General features: G+C 67.7%; 18 protein-coding genes. 12 read left to right on the top strand and 6 right to left on the bottom strand.

Translation table 11 applies throughout. The features are described 5' to 3' along the window. The first annotated feature begins 36 nt into the window (after positions 1 to 36). Both ACFJI2_RS30065 and ACFJI2_RS30060 read left to right on the top strand, forming a co-directional pair. Positions 37 to 1,539 carry a response regulator gene (locus ACFJI2_RS30065; protein ID WP_107981216.1) on the top strand — a complete coding sequence of 501 codons (1,503 nt, stop codon included), beginning with the start codon at positions 37 to 39 and terminating at the stop codon, positions 1,537 to 1,539. Positions 1,540 to 1,608: 69 nt separating this feature from the next. Further along, complete coding sequence (locus tag ACFJI2_RS30060; RefSeq protein ID WP_377703093.1) at positions 1,609 to 2,343, top strand: substrate-binding periplasmic protein; 735 nt, start codon at positions 1,609 to 1,611, stop codon at positions 2,341 to 2,343. 196 nt (positions 2,344 to 2,539) lie between these two features. Here ACFJI2_RS30060 and ACFJI2_RS30055 read toward each other — a convergent pair whose 3' ends face one another. The 3 genes from ACFJI2_RS30055 to ACFJI2_RS30045 all read right to left on the bottom strand — a co-directional run bounded on the left by ACFJI2_RS30055 (position 2,540) and on the right by ACFJI2_RS30045 (position 6,131). Then, positions 2,540 to 4,495, bottom strand: a complete 1,956-nt coding sequence (locus ACFJI2_RS30055) for a GAF domain-containing protein (protein ID WP_377703092.1) — start codon at positions 4,493 to 4,495, stop codon at positions 2,540 to 2,542. 42 nt (positions 4,496 to 4,537) lie between these two features. Further along, a complete protein-coding gene (locus ACFJI2_RS30050; RefSeq protein WP_107875762.1) occupies positions 4,538 to 5,038 on the bottom strand; it encodes a hypothetical protein in 501 nt (166 codons plus the stop codon). 64 nt (positions 5,039 to 5,102) lie between these two features. After that, entirely contained in the window at positions 5,103 to 6,131 is a 1,029-nt protein-coding gene (locus tag ACFJI2_RS30045; RefSeq protein ID WP_377703091.1) for a LacI family DNA-binding transcriptional regulator, read from the bottom strand. Between the two features lie 187 nt (positions 6,132 to 6,318). Between ACFJI2_RS30045 and ACFJI2_RS30040 the strand changes: the two genes are divergently transcribed. The 8 genes from ACFJI2_RS30040 (at position 6,319) to ACFJI2_RS30005 (ending at position 13,851) form a co-directional block, all read left to right on the top strand. Next, positions 6,319 to 7,203 (top strand): dioxygenase, encoded by an 885-nt coding sequence (locus ACFJI2_RS30040; RefSeq protein WP_377705930.1) that lies wholly within the window; start codon positions 6,319 to 6,321, stop codon positions 7,201 to 7,203. 10 nt (positions 7,204 to 7,213) lie between these two features. Beyond that, a complete protein-coding gene (locus ACFJI2_RS30035; protein WP_377703090.1) occupies positions 7,214 to 7,999 on the top strand; it encodes an SDR family NAD(P)-dependent oxidoreductase in 786 nt (261 codons plus the stop codon). Between the two features lie 10 nt (positions 8,000 to 8,009). Continuing rightward, positions 8,010 to 8,885, top strand: a complete 876-nt coding sequence (locus ACFJI2_RS30030) for a 3-keto-5-aminohexanoate cleavage protein (protein ID WP_377703089.1) — start codon at positions 8,010 to 8,012, stop codon at positions 8,883 to 8,885. 131 nt (positions 8,886 to 9,016) lie between these two features. Beyond that, complete coding sequence (locus ACFJI2_RS30025) at positions 9,017 to 10,006, top strand: zinc-binding alcohol dehydrogenase family protein (protein ID WP_377703088.1); 990 nt, start codon at positions 9,017 to 9,019, stop codon at positions 10,004 to 10,006. Beyond that, entirely contained in the window at positions 10,003 to 10,356 is a 354-nt protein-coding gene (locus ACFJI2_RS30020; protein ID WP_107875754.1) for a cupin domain-containing protein, read from the top strand. The genes ACFJI2_RS30025 and ACFJI2_RS30020 overlap by 4 nt, the downstream gene beginning before the upstream one ends. Positions 10,357 to 10,415: 59 nt before the next feature. Beyond that, complete coding sequence (locus ACFJI2_RS30015) at positions 10,416 to 11,717, top strand: dicarboxylate/amino acid:cation symporter (RefSeq protein WP_377703087.1); 1,302 nt, start codon at positions 10,416 to 10,418, stop codon at positions 11,715 to 11,717. An 11-nt stretch (positions 11,718 to 11,728) separates the two neighbouring features. Then, positions 11,729 to 12,853: a porin gene (locus ACFJI2_RS30010; RefSeq protein WP_377703086.1), complete on the top strand. Its 1,125-nt coding sequence runs from the start codon at positions 11,729 to 11,731 to the stop codon at positions 12,851 to 12,853. Between the two features lie 587 nt (positions 12,854 to 13,440). After that, positions 13,441 to 13,851: a hypothetical protein gene (locus ACFJI2_RS30005; protein ID WP_377703085.1), complete on the top strand. Its 411-nt coding sequence runs from the start codon at positions 13,441 to 13,443 to the stop codon at positions 13,849 to 13,851. A gap of 33 nt (positions 13,852 to 13,884) precedes the next feature. Here ACFJI2_RS30005 and ACFJI2_RS30000 read toward each other — a convergent pair whose 3' ends face one another. Both ACFJI2_RS30000 and queC read right to left on the bottom strand, forming a co-directional pair. Then, on the bottom strand, positions 13,885 to 16,923 hold the full coding sequence (locus ACFJI2_RS30000; protein WP_377703084.1) for a CHASE domain-containing protein: 3,039 nt from the start codon (positions 16,921 to 16,923) through the stop codon (positions 13,885 to 13,887). Between the two features lie 187 nt (positions 16,924 to 17,110). Beyond that, positions 17,111 to 17,830: a 7-cyano-7-deazaguanine synthase QueC gene (queC, locus tag ACFJI2_RS29995; protein ID WP_377703083.1), complete on the bottom strand. Its 720-nt coding sequence runs from the start codon at positions 17,828 to 17,830 to the stop codon at positions 17,111 to 17,113. Between the two features lie 128 nt (positions 17,831 to 17,958). Between queC and ACFJI2_RS29990 the strand changes: the two genes are divergently transcribed. Beyond that, positions 17,959 to 19,788: an autotransporter assembly complex family protein gene (locus tag ACFJI2_RS29990; protein WP_377703082.1), complete on the top strand. Its 1,830-nt coding sequence runs from the start codon at positions 17,959 to 17,961 to the stop codon at positions 19,786 to 19,788. Between the two features lie 8 nt (positions 19,789 to 19,796). Beyond that, on the top strand, positions 19,797 to 24,329 hold the full coding sequence (locus tag ACFJI2_RS29985; protein ID WP_377703081.1) for a translocation/assembly module TamB domain-containing protein: 4,533 nt from the start codon (positions 19,797 to 19,799) through the stop codon (positions 24,327 to 24,329). Here ACFJI2_RS29985 and ACFJI2_RS29980 read toward each other — a convergent pair. Next, entirely contained in the window at positions 24,326 to 24,478 is a 153-nt protein-coding gene (locus ACFJI2_RS29980; protein WP_377703080.1) for a hypothetical protein, read from the bottom strand. The genes ACFJI2_RS29985 and ACFJI2_RS29980 overlap by 4 nt on opposite strands. Positions 24,479 to 24,499 lie beyond the last annotated feature (21 nt).

Here is a 24,499-nt window from a genome sequence, read left to right as displayed (position 1 = left end):
TGCGCATACAAGTGTTTATTTGCGGAAATACGCCTTATGTCTTTTCTGTCCTCACCGTCGCCCAAGCTGGCCCCATGGAAAGTCCTGCTGGTCGATGACGAACCCGATATCCACGACGTCACCAAGCTCACGCTGAGCCGCTTCCGCCTCGACGGCCGCGCCCTCAGTTTCGTGCATGCCTACAGCGGCGCCGAGGCCAAGGAAGTGCTGGCGCGCGAGCAGGACATCGCGCTGGTGTTCCTGGACGTGGTGATGGAGCAGGAGGACAGCGGCCTGGAAGTGGCGCGCTGGATGCGCCAGGAGCTGGACAACCAGTTCACCCGCATCGTGCTGCGCACCGGCCAGCCGGGCCAGGCGCCGGAAGAGCGCGTGATCGTCAATTACGACATCAACGACTACAAGGAAAAGACCGAGCTGGACCGCACCAAGCTGTTCACCACCACCTTCGCCGCGCTGCGCGCCTACCGCGACATCATGAAGGTGGAGGAAGCGCGCATTGCGCAGCTGAACTACCGCGAAGGCCTGGAGCGCGTGATCGCCGCCTCGGCCCACATTTTCCAGCAGCGCAACCTGAAAGACTTCGCCAACGGCCTGCTGCAGCAGGTGGTGGCGCTGCTGCGCCTGGAGAACAGCATGCTGCTGCGCCTGCGCGCGGCCACCGCCATCAGCGGCGAGCACGAATACGAAATCCTGGCCAAGATCGGCGACGAGGAAAACATCCTCACGCCCGAACTGCTGGCCCAGCTGGACGACGCCAAGAGCAACCGCATCTCCAAGGTGCAGGGCGACACCTACGTCGGCTACTTCCCCAACAGCAGCGGCAAGGCCTCGCTGCTGGTGCTCAAGGGCGTGGAGGAAATCTCCGACATCGACACCAAGCTGCTGGAAGTATTCTGCTCGGGCGTGGCGATCGCCTTCGACAACATCCTGCTGACGCAGGAAATCACCGACACCCAGGCCGAGCTGATCCTGCGCCTGGGCGACGTGGTGGAGTCGCGCTCGAACGAAGCGGGCAACCACGTGCGCCGCATGTCCGAAGTATGCCACCTGCTGGCGGTGGCGGCCGGGCTGCCGGAAGACGAAGTGGCCGTGCTGCGCCACGCCGCGCCGATGCACGACATCGGCAAGATCGCTACGCCGGACGCGGTGCTGCTCAAGCCGGGCAAGCTGGACGCGGCCGAATGGGAAATCATGAAGCAGCACCCGGCGGTGGGCCTGTCCATCCTGGACGGCTCGCAGCGCCCCATCCTCAAGGCGGCCGCCGTGATCGCGCACCAGCACCACGAAAAATTCGACGGCAGCGGCTACCCGCAAGGCCTGAAGGGTGAGCACATCCACCTGTACGCGCGCATCGTGGCCGTGGCCGACGTGTTCGACGCGCTGATGCACAAGCGCTGCTACAAGGACGCCTGGCCGGTCGACCAGGTGGTGACGCATTTGCGTGAAGTGGCCGGCCACCACCTCGACCCGGTCTACGTCGAGCACCTGATCAACAATATCGACAAAGCGCTGGCCATCAACGAACGCTTCCCCGACTAAGTCCGCGCATGCCGCGCAGAAAAGACCGGCGGGCGCCGGTTTTTTTTCGTATTGCTACCGAGGTTTTGCATGTCCCGCCAGCTCCGCCTTCTGTCCGCAATCGGCCTCAGCCTCGTCCTGTGCGGCGCCGGCCGCGCAGCCGAGCTGAAGGTTTATACCGAAGAGTCCGCGCCCTACCACTTCACGCGGGACGGCAAGGTCGTCGGCATCGCCACCGACTTGCTGAAGCTGGCCTGCAAGCGCGCCCGGATACACTGCGAGATCCACATGGTGCCGTGGGCCAGGGCCTACGCGCAGACGCGCAGCACGCCCAATACCCTCATTTACTCCATGGTGCGCAACCCCGAGCGGGAGCGGGATTTCCTCTGGATCAGCCCCATCGCGACGGAAACCATGTGGCTCTACGGCCGTCCGGACTCGCCGCCGATCAAGGCCCTGGCGGACCTGAAGACCATGCGCACCGGCGCCATCAACGGCAGTTCCGGCGCGGCGCTGCTGCAAAGCGCCGGCGTGCCTGCCAGCGCCATCGACCTCGCCAATTCGACCGAGCTAAATTTCCGCAAGCTCGAAGCGGACCGCATCCAGTTCCTGGTCAGCACCGAGAGCCGCATGCAGACCGAGCTGACGCGCTTCCAGCTGCCCTTCCCGCTCGCCAAGCGCCTCAAGCTGCAAGAAGCGACCAGCTACTACGCCATGAACCGCCACTCCAGCCCAGCCCTCGTGCGCTCCCTGCGCCAAGCCCTCGCCCGCGTCGCCACCGCCAAAACGATGGCCGACCTCCAGTCCAAATACCAGCCCAAATAGCAAAACGCCGCCACCGCCCCACCCCCGGGGTCAGATCCGGCATCACGCCACCCGCCGCCAGCCCCCCGCCCCACCCGCCGGGGTCAGATCCGGCATCGCGCCACGAACTCAAGCAGATAGCGGCTGAGGCCGTGTCGCGATGCCGGATCTGACCCCGCAGTAGGGGGGGCTTCGCCGGGGGCTGGACGTTTTGGGGTCAGGCTTGGGGCTTGCCTTGCTGGACGCGGGGGAAGCGCAGGTTGTAGTGCAGGCCCATGTTGGGGGCGCTGGCCACTTTGACCGTGCCGCCCAGCGGCCCCGTCACCAGGTTGTACAGGATGTGCGCGCCCAGGCCGCTGCCGCCGGAGCCGCGCTTGGTGGTGAAGAAGGGGTCGAACAGCTGGCTCAGCGTGCCGGGGTCCATGCCGATGCCGTCGTCGCTGTAGTCGAACTGCACGTGGTCGCCTTCCACCCGGCCCTTGATCTTGATGGAACCGGACTGGCCGTCGCCGAAGCCGTGCACCAGGGAGTTGACCACCATGTTGGTGACGATCTGCGAGACCGCGCCCGGGAAGCTTTCCATCTGGATGTCCGGCGGGCAGTCCACTTCCACTTCGATCGGCTTGCCCTTGAGCTTGGGCTGCAGCGACAGCAGCACTTCGTCCAGGTATTTGCGCAGGTTGAAGCTGCGCACATTGTCGGACGACTGGTCCACCGCCACCTGCTTGAAGCTGCGCACCAGCGCGGCGGCGCGCTGGGTGTTGGTGGTCATGATGCGCAGCGACTGGTCGACAATGTCGAAGAACTGGTTCAGGCCGTCCTCGTCCAGCGCGCCGTTGGCCAGGTCTTCCTTGGTCAGCTTGAGTTCCTGCACCAGGTGGCTGGTGGCGGTCACGCAGATGCCCAGCGGGGTGTTGATCTCGTGCGCCACGCCGGCCACCAGGCGGCCCAGCGAGGCCAGTTTTTCCTGCCGCACCAGCTCGCCCTGCGCCGCCTGCAGCTGCGTCAGCGCCGTGTTCAGCGCCGCGTTCTGCTCTTCCAGCGCGCTCTTGGCGCGGCGGATGGCGCGGTCGGCCTGCAGCCGCGATATCACCACCGCCACGTGGCTGGCCATGAAGGCCAGCACGTCCAGGTCGGACTGCGAGTACATCACGTCTTCGTCGTAGCTCTGCACCACCAGCACGCCGTAGGCATAGTCATTCAGCAAAATCGGCGCGCCCATCCAGCTGACGATGTCTTCGTTGCCCAGCGGCCGCTCGACTTCGCCGGAGGCCATCAGCGCCAGGTAGCCGTCGCGGTCCAGCAGCACCGGTTGGCGCTGCTTGAGGATATAGGACGTCATGCCGACGCCGTAGGAGAAACTGGTGCACGGCGCCGTCGGGTCTTTCTCGTCGACGAAGTAGGGTACGGTGATTTCGTTGTTGCTGGGGTGGTAGAGCGCGATCAGGAAATTGCGCACGGTCAGCACTTCGCTGATGGCCTGGTGCAGGCGCTGGTACATGGTGTTGCGGTCCCAGGAGCCGCCCGACAGGCTGGCGATCTCGTACAGCGCGCGCTGCAGGTTTTCGGCGCGGCGGCGCTCGGCCACTTCGTATTCCAGCGCGGCGGTGCGCTCGTGCACAGCGCGCTCCAGCCGGTCCATGCTCTGCAGGCCCTGCAGCGCGCCGGACACGTGGTTGGCGATCAGCTGGAACAGCGCCTGGTCTTCCTCGTTGAAGGTGTGCTGCTTGTCGTAGCTCTGGATCACCATGGCGCCCAGCACCTGGTGGTTGTGGTCCACCAGCGGGCAGCCCATCCAATGCTCGGCCGTGGTGCCCAGGCCCCAGCTGCTGCCGTCCACGCCGCGCGAGTTGTGTTCCTCGGCCGTCATGATCAGGCGCTGCCGGTTCAGGATCACCCAGGCGGTGGGCGACTGCTCTGGCGAGGCCAGCTCCACCACTTCGCTGCGGTCAGGCGCGTCGTCCACTTCATCGACGAAATAGACGAAGCGCACCGAGTTGGGCCGGCCCTCGTCACTCAGCGCCACGTAGAAGTTGGACGCGTACATGATGCGCCCCAGCGCTTCGTGCACCGCCTGCAGGAATTCCGCGATGTCGGTGCAAGTGCTCGATTTCTGCCCGATTTCGAGCAAGATGCTTTGTACGGCTTCCAGGCGGCTGAGACGGCTTTCCATCGGTTTTTCCTATGTGCAAGTTAGCACAGGAATGGTAACAGTTCAGGCTGGCCGGCGGTAGCCGCTTTCTATCCACGCTGTGGCGCTTGCCACACTGAGCTTGAAGGTCGGCAGCGCGCGCACCTGCGCCAGTTCCTCGCCGTAGGGGTCGAAGGCGGTCAGCGTGGCGTAGGGCTCGTCCTCGTCCGGCGTGATGTCGAAGTTGACGGTGATGTAGGCCGCGCCTTCGGTGTTTACGCGCACGCTCTTGTGCAGCTGGGCGTGCAGCTGCTGCTCGTGGCGGCGCAGCACTTCGTTGGCGGTCTTGACCAGGGTGTTGAAGGCGTTGACGTCGAGCGGCTTGGGATTCTTCTTGTCGCGGCCCATGGTCCACGGCCCCACCAGCGCCGGCTCCGGCTCGCCGTCCTTGATCATGGCCACGGCCCAGCCCTCGTCTTCGTCGTTCTTGATCACGCGCGCGGTCCAGCCGTTGGCTTGCCACAGGCGGTCTTCCTGCACCAGGTTGTCCTGCTCGTCGTCGGAAAGGAGAATCTCGTCAGTCATGGGGAGCTCGCTTTACTGGATATATATACAGTTAAAAACCGTATCATATCGCAATTTACGCAATTTAGCTGCTCCGTGGAACGGTTGTTGAATGGCGCACCACAAGTTCGGGTTTCAGGCGGATTTCCACCTGGCCGTCCTCGTTCTCGCGCAGGCGCCGCAGCACCAGCTGGGCCGCCTGCACACCCATGGCGTGGTGGCCGATGCGGATTGTCGTCAGCGGCGGGTTGACCATGTCGACAAAAGGCATGTCGTTGTGGCCCACCACCGACACGTCCTCCGGGCAGCGCAGGCCGCGCTCGCGCAGCGCGTCGTAGCAGCCCAGCGCCAGCAAGTCGTTGCCGGCCAGGATGGCGGTCGCCTCGGGATAGCGCTCCAGCGCGCCCAGGCAGCCGGCGCGGCCCGCCTCGCGCGTGTAGGCGCTGCAGTCGAACAGCCACATGTCCTCGCGCGCCACGCCGTGCGCGGCCAGCGCCAGCTCGTAGCCCTCGCGGCGCAGGTGGCCGGTGGACAGCGTCTGCGGCCCCACCAGGTGCACGATGTGGCGGTGCCCCAGCGCCAGCAGGTGCTCGACCGCCAGCCGCATGCCCGCGTACTCGTCGTTCACCACGCTCGACACGCGGCCGCGGTCCTCGCTGCGGTTGACCGTCACCACCGCCACGCCGGCCTCCAGGCAATGCGCGATGACGGGGTCGTCGCGCGTGGCGGTGGCCAGGATCAGCGCATCGACCTGGCGCGCCAGCAACTGGTCCACCACGAAGCGCTGCTGGCCCGGGTCTTCTCCGGCGTTGGTCACCAGCGCCACGTAGCCGTGCTTGCGTAGTTCGTCCTCGATGCCGAGCACGATGGGCGGGAATACCGGATTGGTGATATCGGGCAGCATCACGCCGACGATGTTGGAGCGCCGCGTGCGCAGCGCCGCCGCCATCTTGTTGGGGCGGTAGCCGTGCTTGGCGGCTTCCTTCAGCACGCGCTGCGCCACTTCCTCGCCCACCATGTGCCGCGTTTCCGGGTCCATGACGCGGCCCACCGTGGAGGTGTGCACGCCCAGGATCTCTGCCAGGCCCTTCAGCGTCATCTTTTTCTGCTGCATAGCGTCTTCCGTTAAGCGATGTCGTATTTTCGCACGCCGCCGCTGCCCAGCGTAAACGGCAAATTCAATGCGAACGTTCGCAAATATTTTCGTAAGCAGCTTGAGTTTACCTTTTGTTCTGCTACTATCAAGTCAATGCGAACGTTCGCACCATTTCAAAAAAGCCTGAAGGAGACCGCAAGTGGACATGAATACCGCCAACATCATCGACGGCGAAGCATCCGTCACCGCCGTGGCGCACGCCGCCATGGCCCGCACCCCGGACCCGCGCCTGCGCCAGCTGGTGGCGGCCTTTGTCGATCATATGCACGCGCTGATCCGCGAAGTGAACCTGACCGAGGCCGAGTTCGATACGGTGCTCAAGTTCGTCACCGACATCGGCCAGCAGACCAACGACGCGCACAACGAAGTGGTGCTGGCGGCCGACGTGCTGGGCATCTCGACCCTGGTGGCGCTGCGCAACAATCCGCAAAACCAGGGGCAAAGCGCAGCCGCCCTGCTCGGCCCGTTCTGGCGCGCGGCCGCGCCGCTGTGCGCCAACGGCGACTCGATCGCGCGCGGCGACACGCCGGGCACGCCGATGCAGGTGTTCGGCCAGGTACGCGGCCTGGACGGCCAGCCCATCTGCGGCGCCAAGGTGGACGTGTGGCAGGCCTCGCCGGCCGGCCTGTACGAGAACCAGGATGAACAGCAGCCGGAGATGAATTTGCGCGGCTACTTCATCACCGGCGAGGACGGCCGCTACAGCTTCCGCACCGTGCGCCCATCCGGCTATCCGGTGCCCACGCACGGCGCGGTGGGCGTGCTGCTGCGCCTGCAGCAGCGCCACTGCATGCGGCCGGCGCACGTGCACTTCATGGTCTCGCACCCGCGCTGCAAGACGCTGATCACCCAGGTGTTCGCGGACGACTGCGACCACCTCGGCAGCGACGTGTCCTTCGGCGTGACCAAGCCGCTGGTGGGCCGGTTCGTGCGCCATACCCCGGCCGGCGAGGACGAGTACTACACGCTCAATTACGACTTCGTGCTGGAAGCGGGCGAAAGCTGCTTCCCTGAAGCGCCCATCAAATAAGGACATACGCATGCCATCACCACTTCCACTCGACGGCCAGGTGGCCGTCATTGCCGGCGGCGCGGGCGCCATCGGCTACGCCAGCGCGCAGCGCCTGGCCGCACAGGGCGCGCGCATCGTGCTGCTCGGCCGCGCCAGCGGCGACGCCCACGCCAAGGCCGCCGCGCTGCCCGCCCCGCCGTCCGCTGCGCATGCTGCCGCCGGCGCCCACCGCGCCATTGAAGCCGACCTGACCGACAGCGCCGCGCTGGCGCGTGCCGCCGCCGAAGTGCGCGAGCGCTATGGCCGCGCCGACATCCTGGTCAACTCGGCCGGCTTCACGCAGCCGGTGCCGCACGCCGACCTGGACGCGCTGGACGACGCGCTGATCGACGCCATCTTCACCGCCAACTGGCGCGCGCCGTTCGCCGCCATCCGCGCCTTCGCGCCGCTGCTGCGCGCGTCCGGCCATGGGCTGGTGGTGAACATCTCGTCCATCGCCGCCAGCACCGGCATCGGCAGCAACGTGGCCTACTGCGCCGCCAAGGCCGGCCTGGACACCATGGCCAACTCGCTGGGCCGCGCGCTGGCGCCGCATATCCGCGTCATCAACGTCTCGCCCGGCGTGGTGGACAGCCACTTCGTACCCGGCCGGGACGCCGCCTTCAACGACAAGCAAGCTTCCACCACGCCGCTCAAGCGCATCGGCCAGCCGGACGACATCGCCGCCGCCGTGGAAGCCTGCGCCACCACGCTGCTGTTCGCCACCGGCAGCGTGATCCGCATCGACGGCGGCCGCCACCTCGGCGCAGCGTAAGGAGGCCACCATGAGCGACCGCAAGACCATCATCACCTGCGCCGTCACCGGCAACATCGTCAAGCCGGAGCAGCATCCGGACCTGCCCATCACGCCGGCCCAGATCGCGCAAGCCTGCCTGGACGCCGCGGACGCCGGCGCCGCCGTGGTGCACATCCACGTGCGCGACCCGCGCACGGGCCTGCCATCGATGGAGCTGGACCACTACGCGGAAGTAATGCAGCGCATCCGCGAGCAGAACCGCGAACTGGTGATCAACCTGACCACCGGTCCCGGCGGCCGTTTCATCCCCGGCGCGGACGACCCGCAGGTGGCGGCCCCCGGCAGCACGCTGATGGTGCCCGAAAAGCGCGTATCCCACATCGCCGCGCTACGCCCGGACATCGCCACGCTGGACCTGAACACCATGAACTCCGGCGCGGACGTGGTGATCAACACGCCGGCCAACGTGCGCCGCATGGCCAAGGTGATACGCGAAGCGGGCGTGCTGCCGGAAATCGAGATCTTCGACTCCGGCGACCTGCACCTGGCGCGCGACCTGATCGCCGACGGCACGCTGGCCGGGCCGGGACTGTTCAGCTTCGTGCTGGGCGTGCACTACGGCTTCAACGCCAGCCCGGAGACCATGGCCTATGCGCGCGGCCTGCTGCCGCCGGGCGCCACGTGGACCGGCTTCGGCATCGGCCGCCATGAATTCCCCATGGTGGCGCAGGCATGGCTGCTGGGCGGCCATGTGCGCGTCGGCTTCGAAGACAACCTGTACATCGCCAAGGGCAAGCTTGCGCGCGACAACGCCGAACTGGTGGCGCGCGCCCGGCTGATCGTCGAATCGCTGGGCGGCGCGGTGGCCAGCGCCGCCGAAGCCAGAACCATGCTGGACCTGTAGGGCGGGTTAGCGGCATGGCCGCGTAAGCCGCCGAGCGCCGCCGAGCGCCGCCGCAACGCAAGCACGGCGGCTTACGCGGCTGCGCCGCTAACCCGCCCTACGAAATATTGACTACAACGAGGAGAAAACCTATGAACACCGTACGCGTCACCGAGAAAGCCGCCAGCATCGACCTGCTGGCCCCTACCCTGTCCACCACGGAGCGCCCGCAAGCGCTGCCCGGCCAGTGCGTCATCGAAGTCCACAGCGCCGGCGTCAACCCGAGCGACGTGAAGGCCGCACTGGGCGCGATGCCGCACGCGGTCTGGCCGCGCACCCCGGGCCGCGACTACGCCGGCGTGGTGATCGACGGCCCGGCCGAATGGGTCGGCAAGGAAGTGTGGGGCAGCGGCGGCGAACTGGGCATCCGCCGCGACGGCACCCACGCGCGCTACCTGGTGCTGGACACCGCCGCCGTGCGCGCCAAGCCGGCCGCCGTGTCGATGCTGGAAGCGGGCGCCGTCGGCGTGCCCTTCATCACTGCCTACGAAGGCCTGCGCCGCGCCGGCCTGCCGCAGGCGGGCGACGTGGTGCTGGTCATGGGCGGCAACGGCAAGGTGGGCCAGGCCACGATACAGCTGGCCACCCGCGCCGGCGCGCGCGTGTTCGCCGTGGAGCGCAGCAAGGAAGCCTATATCGGCCATGCCAGCGGCGCGGTGGACATGATCGCCGCCGACACCCAGGACATCGCCGCCTACGTGCGCGACAAGACCGGCGGCCACGGCGCGGACATCGTCTACAACACCGTCGGCAGTCCCTACTTCGAGCAGGCCAACGCGGCGCTGGCCACCGGCGGACGGCAGATCTTCATCTCCACCATCGAGCGTGCCGTGCCCTTCGATATCTTCGCTTTCTACCGCGGCCAGCACACCTACGTCGGCATCGACACGCTGGCGCTCGATTCGCTGGCCTGCGCCCGCATCCTCGACGCGCTGGCGCCCGGTTTCGCCGACGGCACGCTGAAACCCTTCCCCGTGCTGGCCGACACCATCTACGCGCTGAAGGACGCCGTGCAGGGCTACCGCGCGGTGCTGGGCGGCGCGCGCGAACGGGTGGTGCTGCAGCCGGCCCTGCAGCCATGAAGCTGACCCGCTACCGCGACGCCCCCGCCTACTTCCCGCCCAACCACGAAGGCATGCACTGCCTGCGGCTGCAAGGGCATGAAGCGGGGCCGTCGGACACGCTGTGGCTGGGCATGTCGCACCTGCTGCCCGGCGGCGGCACCACGCTCGATGCGTCCGGCGTGGAAAAGCTGTACGTGGTGCTGGAGGGCGAAGTGACGATCGCCACCGAAGAAGGCGAGCAGGTGCTGCGCCGTTACGATTCCGCGCGCCTGGCGCCCGGGGAAAAGAGAGCCTTGAGGAACAACACCAATCATCCGGCCAGCATCCTGCTGGCCATGCCATACCAGTCAACAAGCAGCAAACAATAAGTTGCAAACAATAAGCTGGACCTTGATCGAAGCACACGACGAAGTATTGGAGGAGACACATGATTACCACCAGCCCCACCGGCCCGGGCACAGGCGCGCTGCCGCCCGCGGTCCGCACCCGCAAGCCCTTTTACGCCATCCTGTACGTGCAGGTGCTGTTCGCCATCGCGCTCGGCATCCTGCTCGGCCACCTCGACGCCAAGCTGGCCGTCGACATGAAGCCGCTGGGAGACGGCTTCATCAAGCTGATCAAGATGCTGATCGGCCCCATCGTGTTCTGCACCGTGGTGAGCGGCATCGCCGGCATGCAGGACATCAAGAAGGTCGGCCGCATCGGCTGCAAGGCCCTGCTCTACTTCGAGCTGGTATCGACCTTCGCGCTGTTCATCGGCATGGCGGTGGGGAACTGGCTGCGTCCCGGCGACGGCTTCAACGTCAACCCCGCCACGCTGGACGCCAAGGCCGTCACCGACTACGTGGGCAAGGCCAAGAGCATGACGCCCACCGACTTCTTCCTCAACATCATTCCCAACACCGTGGCGGACGCCTTCGGCAAGGGCGACGTGCTGCAGGTGCTGCTGATCTCCCTGCTGTTCGGCTTCGCGCTGTCGGCCATGGGCAGCCGCGCCAAGCCGGTGACGGAGCTGATCGACATGGGCTCGCAAGCCGTGTTCGGCGTGATCAACTTCATCATGCGCTTTGCCCCCATCGGCGCGTTCGGCGCCATGGCTTTCACGGTCGGCAAATACGGCGTGGTGTCGCTTGGCCCGCTGCTCAAGCTGATCGGCACCTTCTACCTGACCTCGGCGCTGTTCGTGCTCATCGTGCTGGGGATCATTGCGCGCCTGGCCGGCTTCAGCATCGTCAAGTTCCTGGTCTACATCAAGGAAGAGATTTTCCTGGTGCTCGGCACCAGCTCGTCCGACACCGCGCTGCCCACGCTGATGGCCAAAATGGAGAGGCTGGGCTGCTCCAAACCGCTGGTAGGCCTGATCGTCCCCACCGGATACACTTTCAACACCGACGGCACCAGCATCTACATGACCATGGCGGCGCTGTTCGTGGCCCAGGCCACCAACACGGAACTGAGCCTGCTGCAGCAGCTGGCCATCTTCGGCGTGGCCATGCTGACCTCGAAAGGGGCCAGCGGCGTGCAGGGCGCATCCTTCATCGCGCTGGTGGGCACGCTGGCCGTGGTGCCCACCATCCCGGTGGCCGGCATGGCCCTCATCCTCGGCATCGACCGCTTCATGAGCGAAGCGCGCGCCCTGGTCAACATGATAGGCAACGGCGTCGCCACGGTGGTCATGGCGCGCTGGGAAGGTGAACTGGACCGCGAACAACTTGCCGTCATCCGCTAAGGAACAACAACATGAAACACACCGCATTCCCGCTCGGCCTGGGCGCCCTGGCCTCGGCCCTGTGCCTGGCTGCCGGCCACGCCGCCGCGCAAAGCAACGTCACCGTCTACGGCCGCCTGAACGTGGCCATGGAACACATGGAAACCTCGGCCGCCGGCGCCGCAGCCGGCGGCAAAGGGCTCAGCATCACGCGCCTGGTCAACAACCGCTCGGTGTTCGGCTTCAAGGGCACGGAGGACCTGGGCGGCGGCAACAAGGCCATCTTCCAGATCGAGGGCACGCTCTCGCCCGACACGGGCGAAGGCAGTCCGGCCCAGCGCGATACGCGCGTGGGCCTGGAAGGCGCCTACGGCCAGCTGTTCCTGGGCCACTGGACCACGCCCTACAACAACAGCACGTCCGGCCTGGACCCGTTCTACCCCACCACGGCCGGCTATATGAGCATCATGGGCAACGGCGCCGGCTCCACGGTGGACAACGTGAGCAATGTGTCCTCCTTCGACCGCCGCCAGCAGAACAGCATCAGCTGGTATTCGCCGTCCTGGAACGGCTTCACCCTGCGCACCGCGCACGGCATCAGCGAGGAACGGCCGGCCGGCGGCGCCAAGCCTTCGCTCACCTCGCTGGCCGGCGTGTACGAGCAGGGGCCGTGGTACGCCGCGCTGGCGCACGAGCGGCACCACGATTACCAGGGCAAGGGCCGCGACGACGACGGCACCAAGCTGGCCGCCGCCTACCGCTTCGGCAACCGGCTGGGTGAGGCGCGGCTGGCCGTGATCGCCGAAAAGCTCAGGTACGAGACTGCCACCGGGAAGCTGGAACAGACCGCGTTCTATCTGTCGGCCACGCAGCAGATCGGCCCGCACGGCCTGCGCCTGGGCGTGGCCCGCGCCGGCGACGGCAAGGGCAGCTCCACGCAGAAAATCGGCTACATCAAGCGCGGTCCGGATACCGGCGCCAGCCATGTGACGCTGGGCTACGACTACGCGCTGTCCAAGCGCAGCAGCCTGTACGCCTATTACACGCGGCTGGACAATGAAGCGAACGCGCTGCACGACTTTGCCATCAATGCGCTCACGGTGAGCGCCGGGGCCACGCTCAAGGGCGCGGCCTTCGGCATGCGGCACGCGTTCTGACCACGCTGCCCGCGTTGCCGCCGCGTTGACGCCGTGTTGCCATTAACGACGAAGCCCGCATGATGCGGGCTTTTTATTTGGTGGGTTTATTCCCGAATGTCTGCGCTAGGCAGCCAGTAGCGACATAGCAGGCCGGGGCGGCGGTGCGATCGGCGGCCCCAGCGGGGTGCGGCGCGGATCAATCGCCGGCTCCGGCATATGGTAGGTGTAGGGATTGATAATGATCGGCGGAATGGTAGGCGGCGCCGATGGCGGCCCTTTGGGTCCGCTCGAACACTCAGTCGCGCTACGCTGGCGCATTGCACTGCCGAATCCCGAGGATATCGATTGACCCTCGCTCAGTTCTAGCCAAGCCATATTGCCCTCCATGTGCAAGATAGGTATTCAGTATAGGCAACCATATCTTTAATTCAAGGCCGGAACTGCCGGTTTTTTTGGCAGCCGCGTCAAATTTGCAGTTTATCGGCGCCGTCCGCCACTGATCCCGCGAAATCTGCGCTCTATCGCAATCCGATGGCCCGGCGCCCCACGGCACCGTAAAGTTGAACCATACCAACCACGAAACATGACTTTACGGGGAACCTCAAATGAAAAAACTGCTCGCCTTCACCCTCATCGCCCTGCTCTTTATTGCCGCCTGGAACACACTGGATACGGGCGACATGGTGGTTCACCTGGGTGACGAAGAATTTGACGGTCCGCTGGGCGTGTTGCTGGGCGTTACCTTCGGCGGCCTGGGCCTGTTGATCGGCGCCGTGGTCATGGTCTGCGTGGCGGTGTTCCTGGGCTTCCTGTTTGCCGGCCTGGGCGTGCTGATGGTGGCCGGCCTGCTGATGCTGGCGGTGGTGCTGCTGGCCGTGATGTCGCCGCTGATGCTGCCGGTGCTGATTCCTGCAGCCATCATCTGGTTCATCGTGTCGCGCAACCGCAAGCTGCGTGCCCGCGCCGCCGATCCGAAGGACGTGGCCAAAGACATGGACGGCCACGTCGCCATCTGAGCCGGTCCCCGAATCCCCCCACGCGGCCGGAGCCTAGTCCTCCGGCCGCGCCGTTTCCGGCCTGCCCGGTTCGCACTGCAGCACTTGCTCCACCCGGTTGCGCCCGCCCCGCTTGGCGCAGTACAAGGCCTTGTCGGCCCGCACCAGGGCCGCGTCGCCGCTGCTGTCGCCCGCATCCAGCGCGGCTATGCCGATGCTTACCGTGACCGCCAGCAGGCGCCCGTCCACCTCCAGCGGCGTGCCGGCGATGCGCTGGCGCAGCCGCTCGGCGAAGGCCGCCGCGTTGGCCATGTCGGCGCCCGGCAGCAGCACCGCAAATTCCTCGCCGCCCACCCGGCCCAGGGTGTCGATCTTGCGCTGGCTGTCGCGCATCAGGCCGGCCATGTGGCGCAGCACCGCGTCGCCGGTGGCGTGGCCGTACTCGTCGTTGATGCGCTTGAAATGGTCCAGGTCCAGCATCAGCACCGCGCCCCGCTCGCTGATGTCGCGCTGCAGGCGCGCCTGCTCGTCGTCCAGGCGCGCCATGAATTCGCGCCGGTTCGGCAGGCCGGTCAGGAAATCAGTGGTGGCCAGCACCAGCAATTCATCGTTCATGCGCTTGCGCTCGGTGATGTCCACGGTGGACACGATGACGAAGTCCAGGCTGTGCGTGTGGCCCGGCATCACCAGCAAGGTCAGCTCGTTCTGGCGCTGCACCCCGTCCAGCCGCTCGAAGCTGCTTTCGCAGGCAAACAGGTGCGCGCCCTGGGCCAGCGCGCCCAGCGCCTGGGCAAAGGCTGGCATGGCGCCGGCGTCGAAATTCTGCGCCAGCGTCAGCGCGACGGTGTCCTTGCTGCCGGGCGGCGCGCCCACCTGGGCCAGCGCGGCCGCGTTGACGTCGATGATGCGCACCACGCCAGCCAGCCGCGCCACCTGGCTGGGGTTGGCGCGCAGCCAGCCAGGCACATCGTCCACGCCGGAGCGCTCCAGTTCGGCCAGCTCGGCGCGCACCGCCGACCAGTCCTGCTCCCACAGCGCCACCGGCGCGTGGTCGTACAGGCTGCGGAAGCGTTCCTCGCCGGCGCGCAGCGCAATCGCCGCCTGGGCCTGCTCGATGGCGATGCCGGCCAGGCGCGACGCCTGCTCCATCAGCGCCAGCTGGGCCACGCTGGGCGCTTGCGCGGCACTGGGGAAAATGGCGAAGGTGCCCAGCACGGCGCCGCTGGCCGCGCGGATGGGCTCGGACCAGCACGCATGGACGCCGGCCTGGCGCGCCAGGTCGCGGTATTGCGACCACAGCCCATCCTGGGCGATGTCGGCCACGATCACGCGCCGCCCCAGCTGCACCGCCTGCCCGCAGTAGCCGTCCGGCTGGTCCACCGACTGGCCGTCGATGGCCGCGCTCAGGAACGGCGGCAGGCTGGGCGCGGCGCGCACGTGCAGGCGGCGGCTTTCCTCGTCCAGCAGCAGGATGGCGCAGCGCAGGCCGGGCTGGCCCTCCTCGACGCCGTGCACCACGCTGTCGAGAATGGTTTGCAGCGGGGCGCCGGTGGCCAGCAGCTCCAGCACCCGGCGCCGGGTCTGCTCGCGGCGCTCGCCCAGCGTGCGGTCGGTGATGTCGCGGAAGGACCACAGCCGTGCCGGCGCGCTGCCCAGCCGCAGCCCGCGCGTGAACTGTTCAATCACGCGGCCGTCGCGCAAATGCAGCAACTCCTGCTGCACTTCGTTCTCGCCCGGACGGCGCGCTACCGCCGCCAGGAACACCGCCGGCTGCGCCACTTGCTCGGCCACCTGCTGCAGCAGGATGGCGCCGTCGTGCCGCCAGTCCAGGTGTTCGGGCACATTCCACAGCTCGCGGAAGCGGCGGTTGGAATTGAGCACGCCGCCTTCGAAATTGTCGACCAGGATGCCGTCCACGGTGGAGTCGAGGATGCTGCGCAGTACCGCCTGGCTGCGCTGGGCGCTGTCGGCCATGGCCAGCAAGCTGGCCTGTCCCTCCTGCAGCTCGGCTGCCAGCAGGCGCTCGCGGTCCAGCGCGCGGCGCGCCTTCAGGTTGCTGCGCGCCAGCAGCCAGGCCAGGGCCGCCAGCAGGCCGCTGATCAGCACGCCGGCGCTGCCTATCATCTGCACCTTGTCGTCGCGCTCGGCGCCCACGCCGCTGCCCGGCACGCCGCTAATGCGCACCGTCCAGCGGTGCCCGGCCAGGCTGATCTTCTGCATGGTGTGGCGCATGCCCGGCTGCGGCGGGCCGGGCCGGCTGTCGTACATGCGGCTGGCCGCGCCCAGCTCGTCGCCGTCGTAGATTTCCACGTCCAGCCTGGCGGCGCGCTCGCCGCCCAGGCCAGCCATCACGTCGCCCAGCCGGAACGGCGCGTACACCCAGCCGGTCAGCGCGGCGCGGCGCTGTTCGATGGTGTTCTGCGGCTGGCCGTTGTGGTACACCGGCAGCACCAGCAGGCAACCGGCCTGTTCCTCGCCTTCGCGCTGGTCCTCCTGCACCAGGCGCACCTTGCCGCTCATGGCCGGCAGGCCGGAATCGCGCGCGCGCTCGAGCGCCGCGCGCCGCACCGGCTCGGACATCGCATCGTAGCCGAACGCTTTCAGGTTGCTGCCGCTGAACGGCTCGATATAGACGATGGGCGCATATTGCGGCCGCTCTCCCGGCGGGCGCATGCTGTAGTCGGGGAAGCCGTCGTTGCGCATGGCCAGCGTGTGCAGCTCGCGCTGCCCGCCACCCACCAGGCGCATATAGCCCACGCCCTGGATGCCGGGGAAGTGCTGCTGCAGGTGCTGGCTGTCCAGGTAGCGGTGGAACTCGTCGCGGTCGACGAAATCGGAGCTGATGTACAGGCCCTGCACGCCGTACAGCACCTGCTCGTAGGTCTGCATGCGCTGCGCGATGCTGTTGACCAGCTCGCGCACGCGGAAGTCGAAATCGGCCTGGATATCCTGCGCCGCATCGGCGCTGGCATTGCGCCACAGCCACCAGGTCGAGCCCAGGCACACGCCCAGCACCACGCCCGCCACGATAGCCGGGCTCAGCAGATCCTGCAGCGTCCGGCGGGGCTGGGGCCGGGAGTCGGTCGGGTCCATGGTCTTCGCGGGGAAAACAGCGGTGGGACGGGAATACCAGTGTGGTTGATAGTACGTTACCCAAGCCGCCCCGCGCAACGGCCTGTTGTGGATTATCGGCAATGAAATATGCCGAATTACCATTACCAATCGGACTGCCGAGCCCGATTGTAGGGGGAACCCTTATAGCCCTTAACCGTTATAGCCCTTATTGCTGCTGGGCCGCCTTGCCGTCCGCGTATTGCCGGTAGCCGCGCGCGCGCAGGGCGCAGGCCGGGCAGGTGCCGCAGCCATAGCCCCAGTCGTGCAGCGCACCGCGCTCGCCCAGGTAGCAGGTGTGCGTGGCGGCGCGGATCAGGTCCACCAGCGGCGCACCGCCCAGCTGCTCGGCCAGGGTCCAGGTTTGCGCCTTGTCCAGCCACATCAGCGGCGTTTCCAGCTTGAGGCGGGTGTCCATGCCCAGGTTCAGCGCCACTTGCAGCGCCTTCATGGTGTCGTCGCGGCAGTCCGGGTAGCCGGAGAAGTCGGTTTCGCACATGCCGCCCACCAGCACATTCAGGCCGCGCCGGTAGGCCAGGGTGGCGGCCACGGTCATGAACATCAGGTTGCGGCCGGGCACGAAGGTGTTCGGCAGGCCGTTTTCCTGCATCACGATCTCGATATCCTCGGTCATCGCCGTTTTCGACAGCGCCGAGATCAGCGACAGGTCCACCGTGTGGTCTTCGCCCAGGCGCGCCGCCCACTCGGGCTTGTGCGCGCGCAGCGCTGCCAGCACCTGCGGGCGCACCGTCAGTTCGATGGCGTGCCGCTGGCCGTAGTCGAAGCCTATGGTCTCAACCCGGCTATAGCGTTCCAGCGCCCAGGCCAGGCAGGTGGTGGAGTCCTGGCCGCCGCTGAACAGGACCAGCGCCGCATCTGTAGTGATCATTTTATTTGCCTTCAATAAATCTTAGTAGTACGCCATCTTTTGGGACTATCCGGTAACATGCGGGGTAGCTTTCCCTATCAAAAGAACCGGCAGGACCTCGAATTTTGGCACAACTCATCACAAAAGCAATGGGCAAGCGTGCCTGGGCCGCCCTGCAGTTCGGCTTGGCCCTGCTCGCCTGCGCCTTGCCTGGCGCCGTGCTGGCGCAAGGCATGCAGTACAACGTGCGCGTGAACGCGCCGGGCCGCCTGGAAGAACTCCTGACCGACAACCTGGACCTGCTGCGCTTCCGCGGCAATCCGCGCATCGACCGCGAACAGCTGCAGCGCATGGCGCGCAGCGCGCCGGAGCAAGCCAAGACCCTGCTGGCCACGGCCGGCTACTACTCCCCCGTGATCAGTACCCGCATCGACGGCCTGCGCGACGGCGAAGGCGGCACCCCCACTGTGGTGGTGGACGTGCAGCCCGGCGAGCCGGTGCGCGTGGGCAGCGTGGAGATCGTGCTGCAGGGCTTTGCCTCCAGCAGCGATACCCCGTTCGACAAGGCCGCGCTGCAGGCAGCGTGGACGCTGCCCAAGGGCGACATCTTCCGCCAGGACGCGTGGGAGCAGGCCAAGCGCGCGCTGCTGCGCCAGGTGGTGCAGACGCGCTACCCGCGCGCCCAGCTCAGCGACAGCCTGGCCACCGTGGACCCGGACCAGCACAGCGCCGCGCTGCGCGTGGTGCTGGACAGCGGCCCCGAACTGCGCTTCGGCGAACTGCGCATCGAAGGCCTGAAGCGCTTTCCGGCCTCCATCGTGGCCAACCTGAACCAGATCAAGCCGGGCGACTACTACAGCGAAGCGGCGCTGCAGGCCTACCAGTCGCGCCTGCAGGACACCGGCTACTTCGCCAGCGTGGACGTGAGCGCCGACCTGAGCGCCATCCTGGACGAGCAGCTGGAAGCGGGGGCCGAGAAGCGCGCCGACGCCGCCGCGCCTGCTGCCGTCCCCGCCCCCATGGCGCCGCTGCCGCTGCTGGTGCGCGTGGTGGAAAACAAGCGCCGCAACGTGAGCGCCGGTCTCGGCTACAGCACCAACACCGGCAACCGCGCGCAGCTCAACTACGACGACCTGGCCATCTTCGGCCTGAAGATGAAAAGCGCGCTGACGCTGGAAACCAAGAAGCAGACCGCGCGCGGCGACTTCTACTTCCCTGTCACGCCGGACGGCTACAGCGACAGCTTCGGCGGCGCCTACGAGCGCAGCGACATCGAAGGCGAGGAAACCACGGTGTTCACCGTGTCGGCCAAGCGCGCCTGGGGCACGCCGCTGCTCGAACGCAGCCTGGGCGTGGAACTGCTGACCGAACAGAAGACCGTGGCCGGCCAGCCCAGCGTGCGCAGCACCAGCCTGCCGCTGACCTATTCCGTCACGCGCCGCAAGCTGGACAACCTGCTGTTCCCCAGCAAGGGCCACGTGGTGAACTGGCAGATCGGCGGCGCGCTGCTGCCGCTGCTCACCGATGAACCCTTCATCCGCGCCAGCACCAAGGCCATGTGGTACATCCCCTTCGGCGCGAAAAGCACGGTGATACTGCGCGGCGAACTGGGCGCGCTGGCGTCCAAACAGAAGGACGGCGTGCCCGCCATCTACCAGTTCCGCGCCGGCGGCGACCAGTCCGTGCGCGGCTACGCCTACCAGGAACTGGGTGTGCGCAAGGGCGACGCCACCGTGGGCGGGCGCTACCTCGCCACCGGCAGCGCCGAGTACCAGTACTGGTTCAAGCCGTCCTGGGGCGCGGCCGTGTTCTACGACGCGGGCAACGCGTCCGACTCCTTCTCCGGCCTGCACCCCAAGTCCGGCTACGGCGTGGGCGCGCGCTGGAAAAGCCCGGTCGGCCCGATCAACGTCGACGTCGCCTACGGCCACGCCGTGAAAAAAGCGCGTCTGCACTTCTCACTGGGGTTCACCTTCTGATGGCCGAGATGACTGTACCCAATCAAGACGGCGCCGCAGGCACGCCGCCGGGCGGCCCGGGCGCCGGCGGCAAGCCGCCGCGCCGCTGGCTGCGCCGGGCGCTGATCGCGCTGGCGGCGCTGTTCGTGCTGCTGGCGGGCCTGGTGTGGCTGCTGGGCCGCGAGGCCACCTTGCAGACCATCGTGCAGCGCGTGGCGCGCGCCAGCGGCGGGCAGATCGTCGCCACCGGCGTCACCGGTTCGCTGTACGGCCGCATGCATATCGACCGCATCGTGCACCGCACGCCGGAAAGCGTGCTGACGGCGAACGACACCACCATCGACTGGTCGCCGCTGCAGTACTTCAGCGAAGGCATTGCCATCAGCGAGCTGCACATCGCCAGCGCCGTGTCGCAGACGCTGAAGCCCGGCGAACCCGCCAAGCTGCCCGAGACGCTGGCCCCACCCTTCCGCCTCAGCGTGGCCGACGCCCGCCTCGACAAACTGACCCTGCTGGGCGCCACCGACACCGCCGCCAGCACCGGCACCGTCATCAGCGCCATCCGCCTGAAACTGGACGGCGACAGCCAGTCCTGGCGCGTGCGCGGCGCCAGCGCCATGACGCAGGTCGGCCGCGTGGCCCTGGACGGCAGCGTGGGCGCGCAGCGCCCCTTCAAGCTGGACGCCAGGGCCAGCCTGACGCAAACCACCGGCATACCCGCCGGCGCCAAGCCTGCGCAGCTCGCGCTCGCTGCCGGCGGCAACCTGTCGCTGGTCGAACTGGCCGCGCAAGGCAGTTCCAGCAACGCCAGCGGCGACGGAAAACTAACCCTGGCTCCATTTGATCCGATCATCCTGCGCATGGCCGACATCAAGGGCCGCGGCATCAATCCGGCGCTGTTCGATCCAGCCTGGCCGCAGGCCGACCTGAGCGTGCAGCTGCAGGCGCAGATCGCGCCCAGCCAGGCCGTGAGCGGCAGCCTGGCAGTGCAGAACCAGGGCGCGTCCGGCCCGCTCGACCACCACCGCATTCCGCTGCACGCCATCACCGGCCGCCTGGGCGGCACGCTCACCGCCACCACCATCGACCAGGTGCTGATCGACCTCGGCGCGGCCGGCAAGTTCGCCGGCGGCGGCCGCGTGCAGCGCGTGGCCATCGACGGCGGCGTGGACGCGGCGACCTTCCAGCTGCATACCGACCGGCTGGATCTGCATGCCATCCACGGCGCCGTCAACGCTACCAAAATCGCCGGCGACATCGCGCTGGGCAGCACAGGCAAGACGCAAACGCTGACGGTGAACCTGGCGCAAGCGGGCCTGCGCCTGGATGCCCAGGCCACGCTGGCGGACGCGTTGCTGCGCGTGAAGCAAGCCCGCCTCGCGGTGGGCAAAGGCAGCATCAACGTCAGCGCGGAAGCGAACCTGAAGGACAAGCAGCCCTTCAAGGCCAGCGCCGGCATCGTCCGTTTCGATCCGTCCGCGCTGGGCGCGCTGCCGGCGGCGGACCTGAACGGCGAGATCAACGCCAACGGCACGCTGGCGCCGGCATGGCAGGTGGCGGCGGACTTCAAGCTGGGTGCCAGCCGCTTGCTGGGCCAGCCGCTGTCCGGCGCCGGCAAGCTGCAGGCCGACGCCGCGCACCTGAGCGGCGTGGACGCCAAACTGGCGCTGGGGCAGAACACGCTGGACCTGCGCGGCGGCTTCGGCGCGCCGGGCGAGCGGCTGGTGTGGCGCGTGGATGCGCGCCAGCTGTCCGCCGTTCACAGCGGCCTGCTGGGCGCACTGGCGGCAAACGGCGTGGCCAGCGGCACCTATGCCGCGCCGCGCAGCACCTTCGAAGCGGACGCGAAAGGCCTGGGCCTGGTGCAAGGCAAGAGCACCGCCAAGCACCCGGCGCCGGACAGCGTGCTGCACGCGGCAGGCGAGGTCTGGCTGGCGGGCAAAACCGGCGAGCTGAAAGTAGCGGGCACCGCGCAGCACTTCAACCCGGCCGCTTTCGGACCGTACACGGCGGGCAGCATCAACGCGGACTTCAGCGGCAGCGGCAGGCTGGCGGCGGACTGGCGCGGCGCGCTGGACCTGAAGCTGCAGCCGTCCACCTTGTCCGGTACGGCGCTGTCCGGCTACGCCAGGGTGAGCGCGGACAGCAAGCGCATCGAGAATACCGACATCGACCTGCACCTCGGCGCCAACAGCGTGCAAGCCAAGGGCGCCTTCGGCACGGCGCGCGACCGGCTGGACTGGAAGGTGGACGCGCCGCAGCTGAACACCCTGGGCGCGGGCTTCGGCGGCGTACTGCGCGGCACGGGCTCGCTCACCGGCACCATGGCGCAGCCGGCGCTGGCGTTCAGCATGGACGGCAACAACCTGCGCCTGTTCACCGAGCACCAGATCAAAAGCATCAAGGCCAGCGCCAGCATCGGCACCGGCTTCGGCGGCGCCGATCCGCTGACCAGCGAGGTGGAACTGGCTGGCTACGTGTCGCCCGGCCTGACCATCGACAAGGCGCGCTTCCAGTCCACCGGCACGCGCGCCGCGCACACGCTGCAGCTCAGCGCCAGCAATCCGCAGTTCGACGCACTCGTGAAAGTCCACGGCGGCAGCAGCGCCGGATCGGCCGGCGGCGCTGCGGCCGGCAGCATCGCCGACGACAGCGTCTGGACCGGCACCATCGACACGCTGCAGAACAAGGGCCGCTACGCCTTCACGCTGCAAGCCCCGGCCGCGCTGCGCATCGCCGGCGCGGCGGGCGGCGGCGCGGCCGGACTGGCCAAGCCCGAGCAGCTGTCGCTGGCCGGCGCCGTGATCAAGCTCCCGGACGGCAGCATCCGCATCGACACGCTGGACAAGAACGGCCCGCGCTGGCGCAGCAAAGGCTCCGCCGCCGGCGTGCCGGTCAGCTACCTCGCGCAACTGTCCGAGCTGTGGCGCGACAACGTGGTGAGCGACCTGACACTGGGCGCCGCCTGGGCACTCGACCTGCAAGCCGCCCCGAACGCCGCTGTCGCAACGCCGCCGGCACGCGGCGCAGCGCCGGCCATCGCCAACATCGAAGGCATGCTGCGCGTGTACCGCGAAGCCGGCGACGTCACCGTCACCAGCGGCGACAAGCCCATCGCCCTCGGTCTGCGCCAGTTCGAACTGCGCGCCGATGTGATCGGCGGTGCGCTGCGCACGCAGCTCAACCTGGACGGCACGCGCGCCGGCCAGGCCCGCATCGACGCCACCGCCCAGCTGCAGAACGGCCGCGTCGCCAACAGCAGCCCGCTGACCATGACCGGCAGCGTCAACATGCCCTCCATCGCCTGGCTGGCGCCGCTGTCCGGCGTGTTCGGCCTGGAGCTGGACGGATCGCTGAAAGTGTCCGCCAGCGGCAGCGGCACCGTTGCCGACCCGGTGCTGAACGGCGACATCGCCGGCGACAAGCTGGTGGTCAACTGGGCCGAGCAAGGCATCAAGCTGCGCAACGGACAGCTGCAGGCCAAGCTGGCGGGCGACCAGCTCAACCTGCAGAAGCTGTCCTTCGACGGCGAACAAGGCCGCGCCCAGGCCGACGGCTGGGTCAAGCTGGCGAACGCCGAGGCCACCATGCAGCTCAAGCTGGTGGCCGACAAGCTGCTGGTGCTGGCCCGTCCCGACCGCACGCTGGCCGTGAGCGGCCAGGCCACGCTGGTGCGCGACCAAAAGCACTTCCAGCTGGATGGCAAGCTGAAAGCCGACCGCGCCCGCATCGAACTCGGCTCCGAAAACAGCCCCACCATCAGCGACGACGTGGTGGTGCTGGGACGCGGCAAGCCGCCCGGCAAGGTGGCCGCCGTGCAGGCCATGCCGCTCAACGTGGACCTGGAAGCAGACCTCGGCAACGATTTCCACTTGAAGGGCAAGGGCCTGGACGCCGACCTGGCCGGCACCGTGCACCTGCGCATCGTGGACCGCCGCCCACCGCGCGTCACCGGCAGCATCCGCGTGGACAACGGCACCTACAAGGCCTATGGCCAGAACCTCAGCATCGAACGCGGCGTGCTCAATTTCACCGGCGCTTACGACAACCCCGGCCTCAACATCCTGGCCGTGCGCAAGCGCCCCGAAGGCGAACAGCTGAGCGAAACGAATGTGGAAGCGGGCGTGGAAGTGCGCGGCACGGCGCTGGCACCGCAGGCCAAGCTGGTATCGACGCCCAGCGTGCCGGACAGCGACAAGCTCTCCTGGCTGGTGCTGGGCCACGGCATCGCGGACGCGGGCGGCAATGAGATGGCGCTGCTGGGCACAGCGGCCGGGGCACTGTTCGGCGGCACCGGCGGCGGCATCGCGGGCAAGCTGGGGCTGGATGAGCTGGGCGTATCGCAAGCGGCCGGCAGCTCGCAGGCCAAGGGCTTGGAAAACACCGTGGTGACGGTCGGCAAGCGGCTGTCGTCGCGCGCCTATCTCAGCTTTGAGCAGGGCGCGGGCACGGCCACCAGCCTGGTCAAGCTGCGCTACAAGCTCAATCCGCGCATCACGCTGCAATTCCAGACCGGCACCAACAACGCGCTCGACGTGCTGTACACCTGGGCCTTCGACTAGGCATAACTGGGGTTGTGGTCCGGCACCGGATCGTCCTGCGGCACAGGAGGATTCGGATGGTGGGGATGGGCCGGCACGGGTTCCGGCATCGGGTCATCCACCGGCACGGGGTCGGGCGCGCGGTGGGCTTGAATGAAATCTGGGGCCATGGTTCACTCCGAAAGTAAACA

It is taken from the genome of Pseudoduganella sp. UC29_71 (assembly GCF_042693265.1).
Classification (GTDB): Bacteria; Pseudomonadota; Gammaproteobacteria; order Burkholderiales; family Burkholderiaceae_D; genus Rugamonas.
The sequence above is the reverse complement of the archived record's forward strand: the minus strand, read 5'-3'. Positions and strand labels throughout refer to the sequence as shown.

Coding starts and splice junctions, on each gene's coding strand:
- ACFJI2_RS30040 (WP_377705930.1), top strand. CDS start 6,319: ATGAATACCGCCAACATCATCGACGGCGAAGCATCCGTCACCGCCGTG.
- ACFJI2_RS30035 (WP_377703090.1), top strand. CDS start 7,214: ATGCCATCACCACTTCCACTCGACGGCCAGGTGGCCGTCATTGCCGGC.
- ACFJI2_RS30030 (WP_377703089.1), top strand. CDS start 8,010: ATGAGCGACCGCAAGACCATCATCACCTGCGCCGTCACCGGCAACATC.
- ACFJI2_RS30050 (WP_107875762.1), bottom strand. CDS start 5,038: ATGACTGACGAGATTCTCCTTTCCGACGACGAGCAGGACAACCTGGTG.
- ACFJI2_RS29980 (WP_377703080.1), bottom strand. CDS start 24,478: ATGGCCCCAGATTTCATTCAAGCCCACCGCGCGCCCGACCCCGTGCCG.
- ACFJI2_RS30025 (WP_377703088.1), top strand. CDS start 9,017: ATGAACACCGTACGCGTCACCGAGAAAGCCGCCAGCATCGACCTGCTG.
- ACFJI2_RS30045 (WP_377703091.1), bottom strand. CDS start 6,131: ATGCAGCAGAAAAAGATGACGCTGAAGGGCCTGGCAGAGATCCTGGGC.
- ACFJI2_RS30065 (WP_107981216.1), top strand. CDS start 37: ATGTCTTTTCTGTCCTCACCGTCGCCCAAGCTGGCCCCATGGAAAGTC.
- queC (WP_377703083.1), bottom strand. CDS start 17,830: ATGATCACTACAGATGCGGCGCTGGTCCTGTTCAGCGGCGGCCAGGAC.
- ACFJI2_RS30010 (WP_377703086.1), top strand. CDS start 11,729: ATGAAACACACCGCATTCCCGCTCGGCCTGGGCGCCCTGGCCTCGGCC.
- ACFJI2_RS30005 (WP_377703085.1), top strand. CDS start 13,441: ATGAAAAAACTGCTCGCCTTCACCCTCATCGCCCTGCTCTTTATTGCC.
- ACFJI2_RS30015 (WP_377703087.1), top strand. CDS start 10,416: ATGATTACCACCAGCCCCACCGGCCCGGGCACAGGCGCGCTGCCGCCC.
- ACFJI2_RS29990 (WP_377703082.1), top strand. CDS start 17,959: ATGGGCAAGCGTGCCTGGGCCGCCCTGCAGTTCGGCTTGGCCCTGCTC.
- ACFJI2_RS30000 (WP_377703084.1), bottom strand. CDS start 16,923: ATGGACCCGACCGACTCCCGGCCCCAGCCCCGCCGGACGCTGCAGGAT.
- ACFJI2_RS30055 (WP_377703092.1), bottom strand. CDS start 4,495: ATGGAAAGCCGTCTCAGCCGCCTGGAAGCCGTACAAAGCATCTTGCTC.
- ACFJI2_RS30060 (WP_377703093.1), top strand. CDS start 1,609: ATGTCCCGCCAGCTCCGCCTTCTGTCCGCAATCGGCCTCAGCCTCGTC.
- ACFJI2_RS29985 (WP_377703081.1), top strand. CDS start 19,797: ATGACTGTACCCAATCAAGACGGCGCCGCAGGCACGCCGCCGGGCGGC.
- ACFJI2_RS30020 (WP_107875754.1), top strand. CDS start 10,003: ATGAAGCTGACCCGCTACCGCGACGCCCCCGCCTACTTCCCGCCCAAC.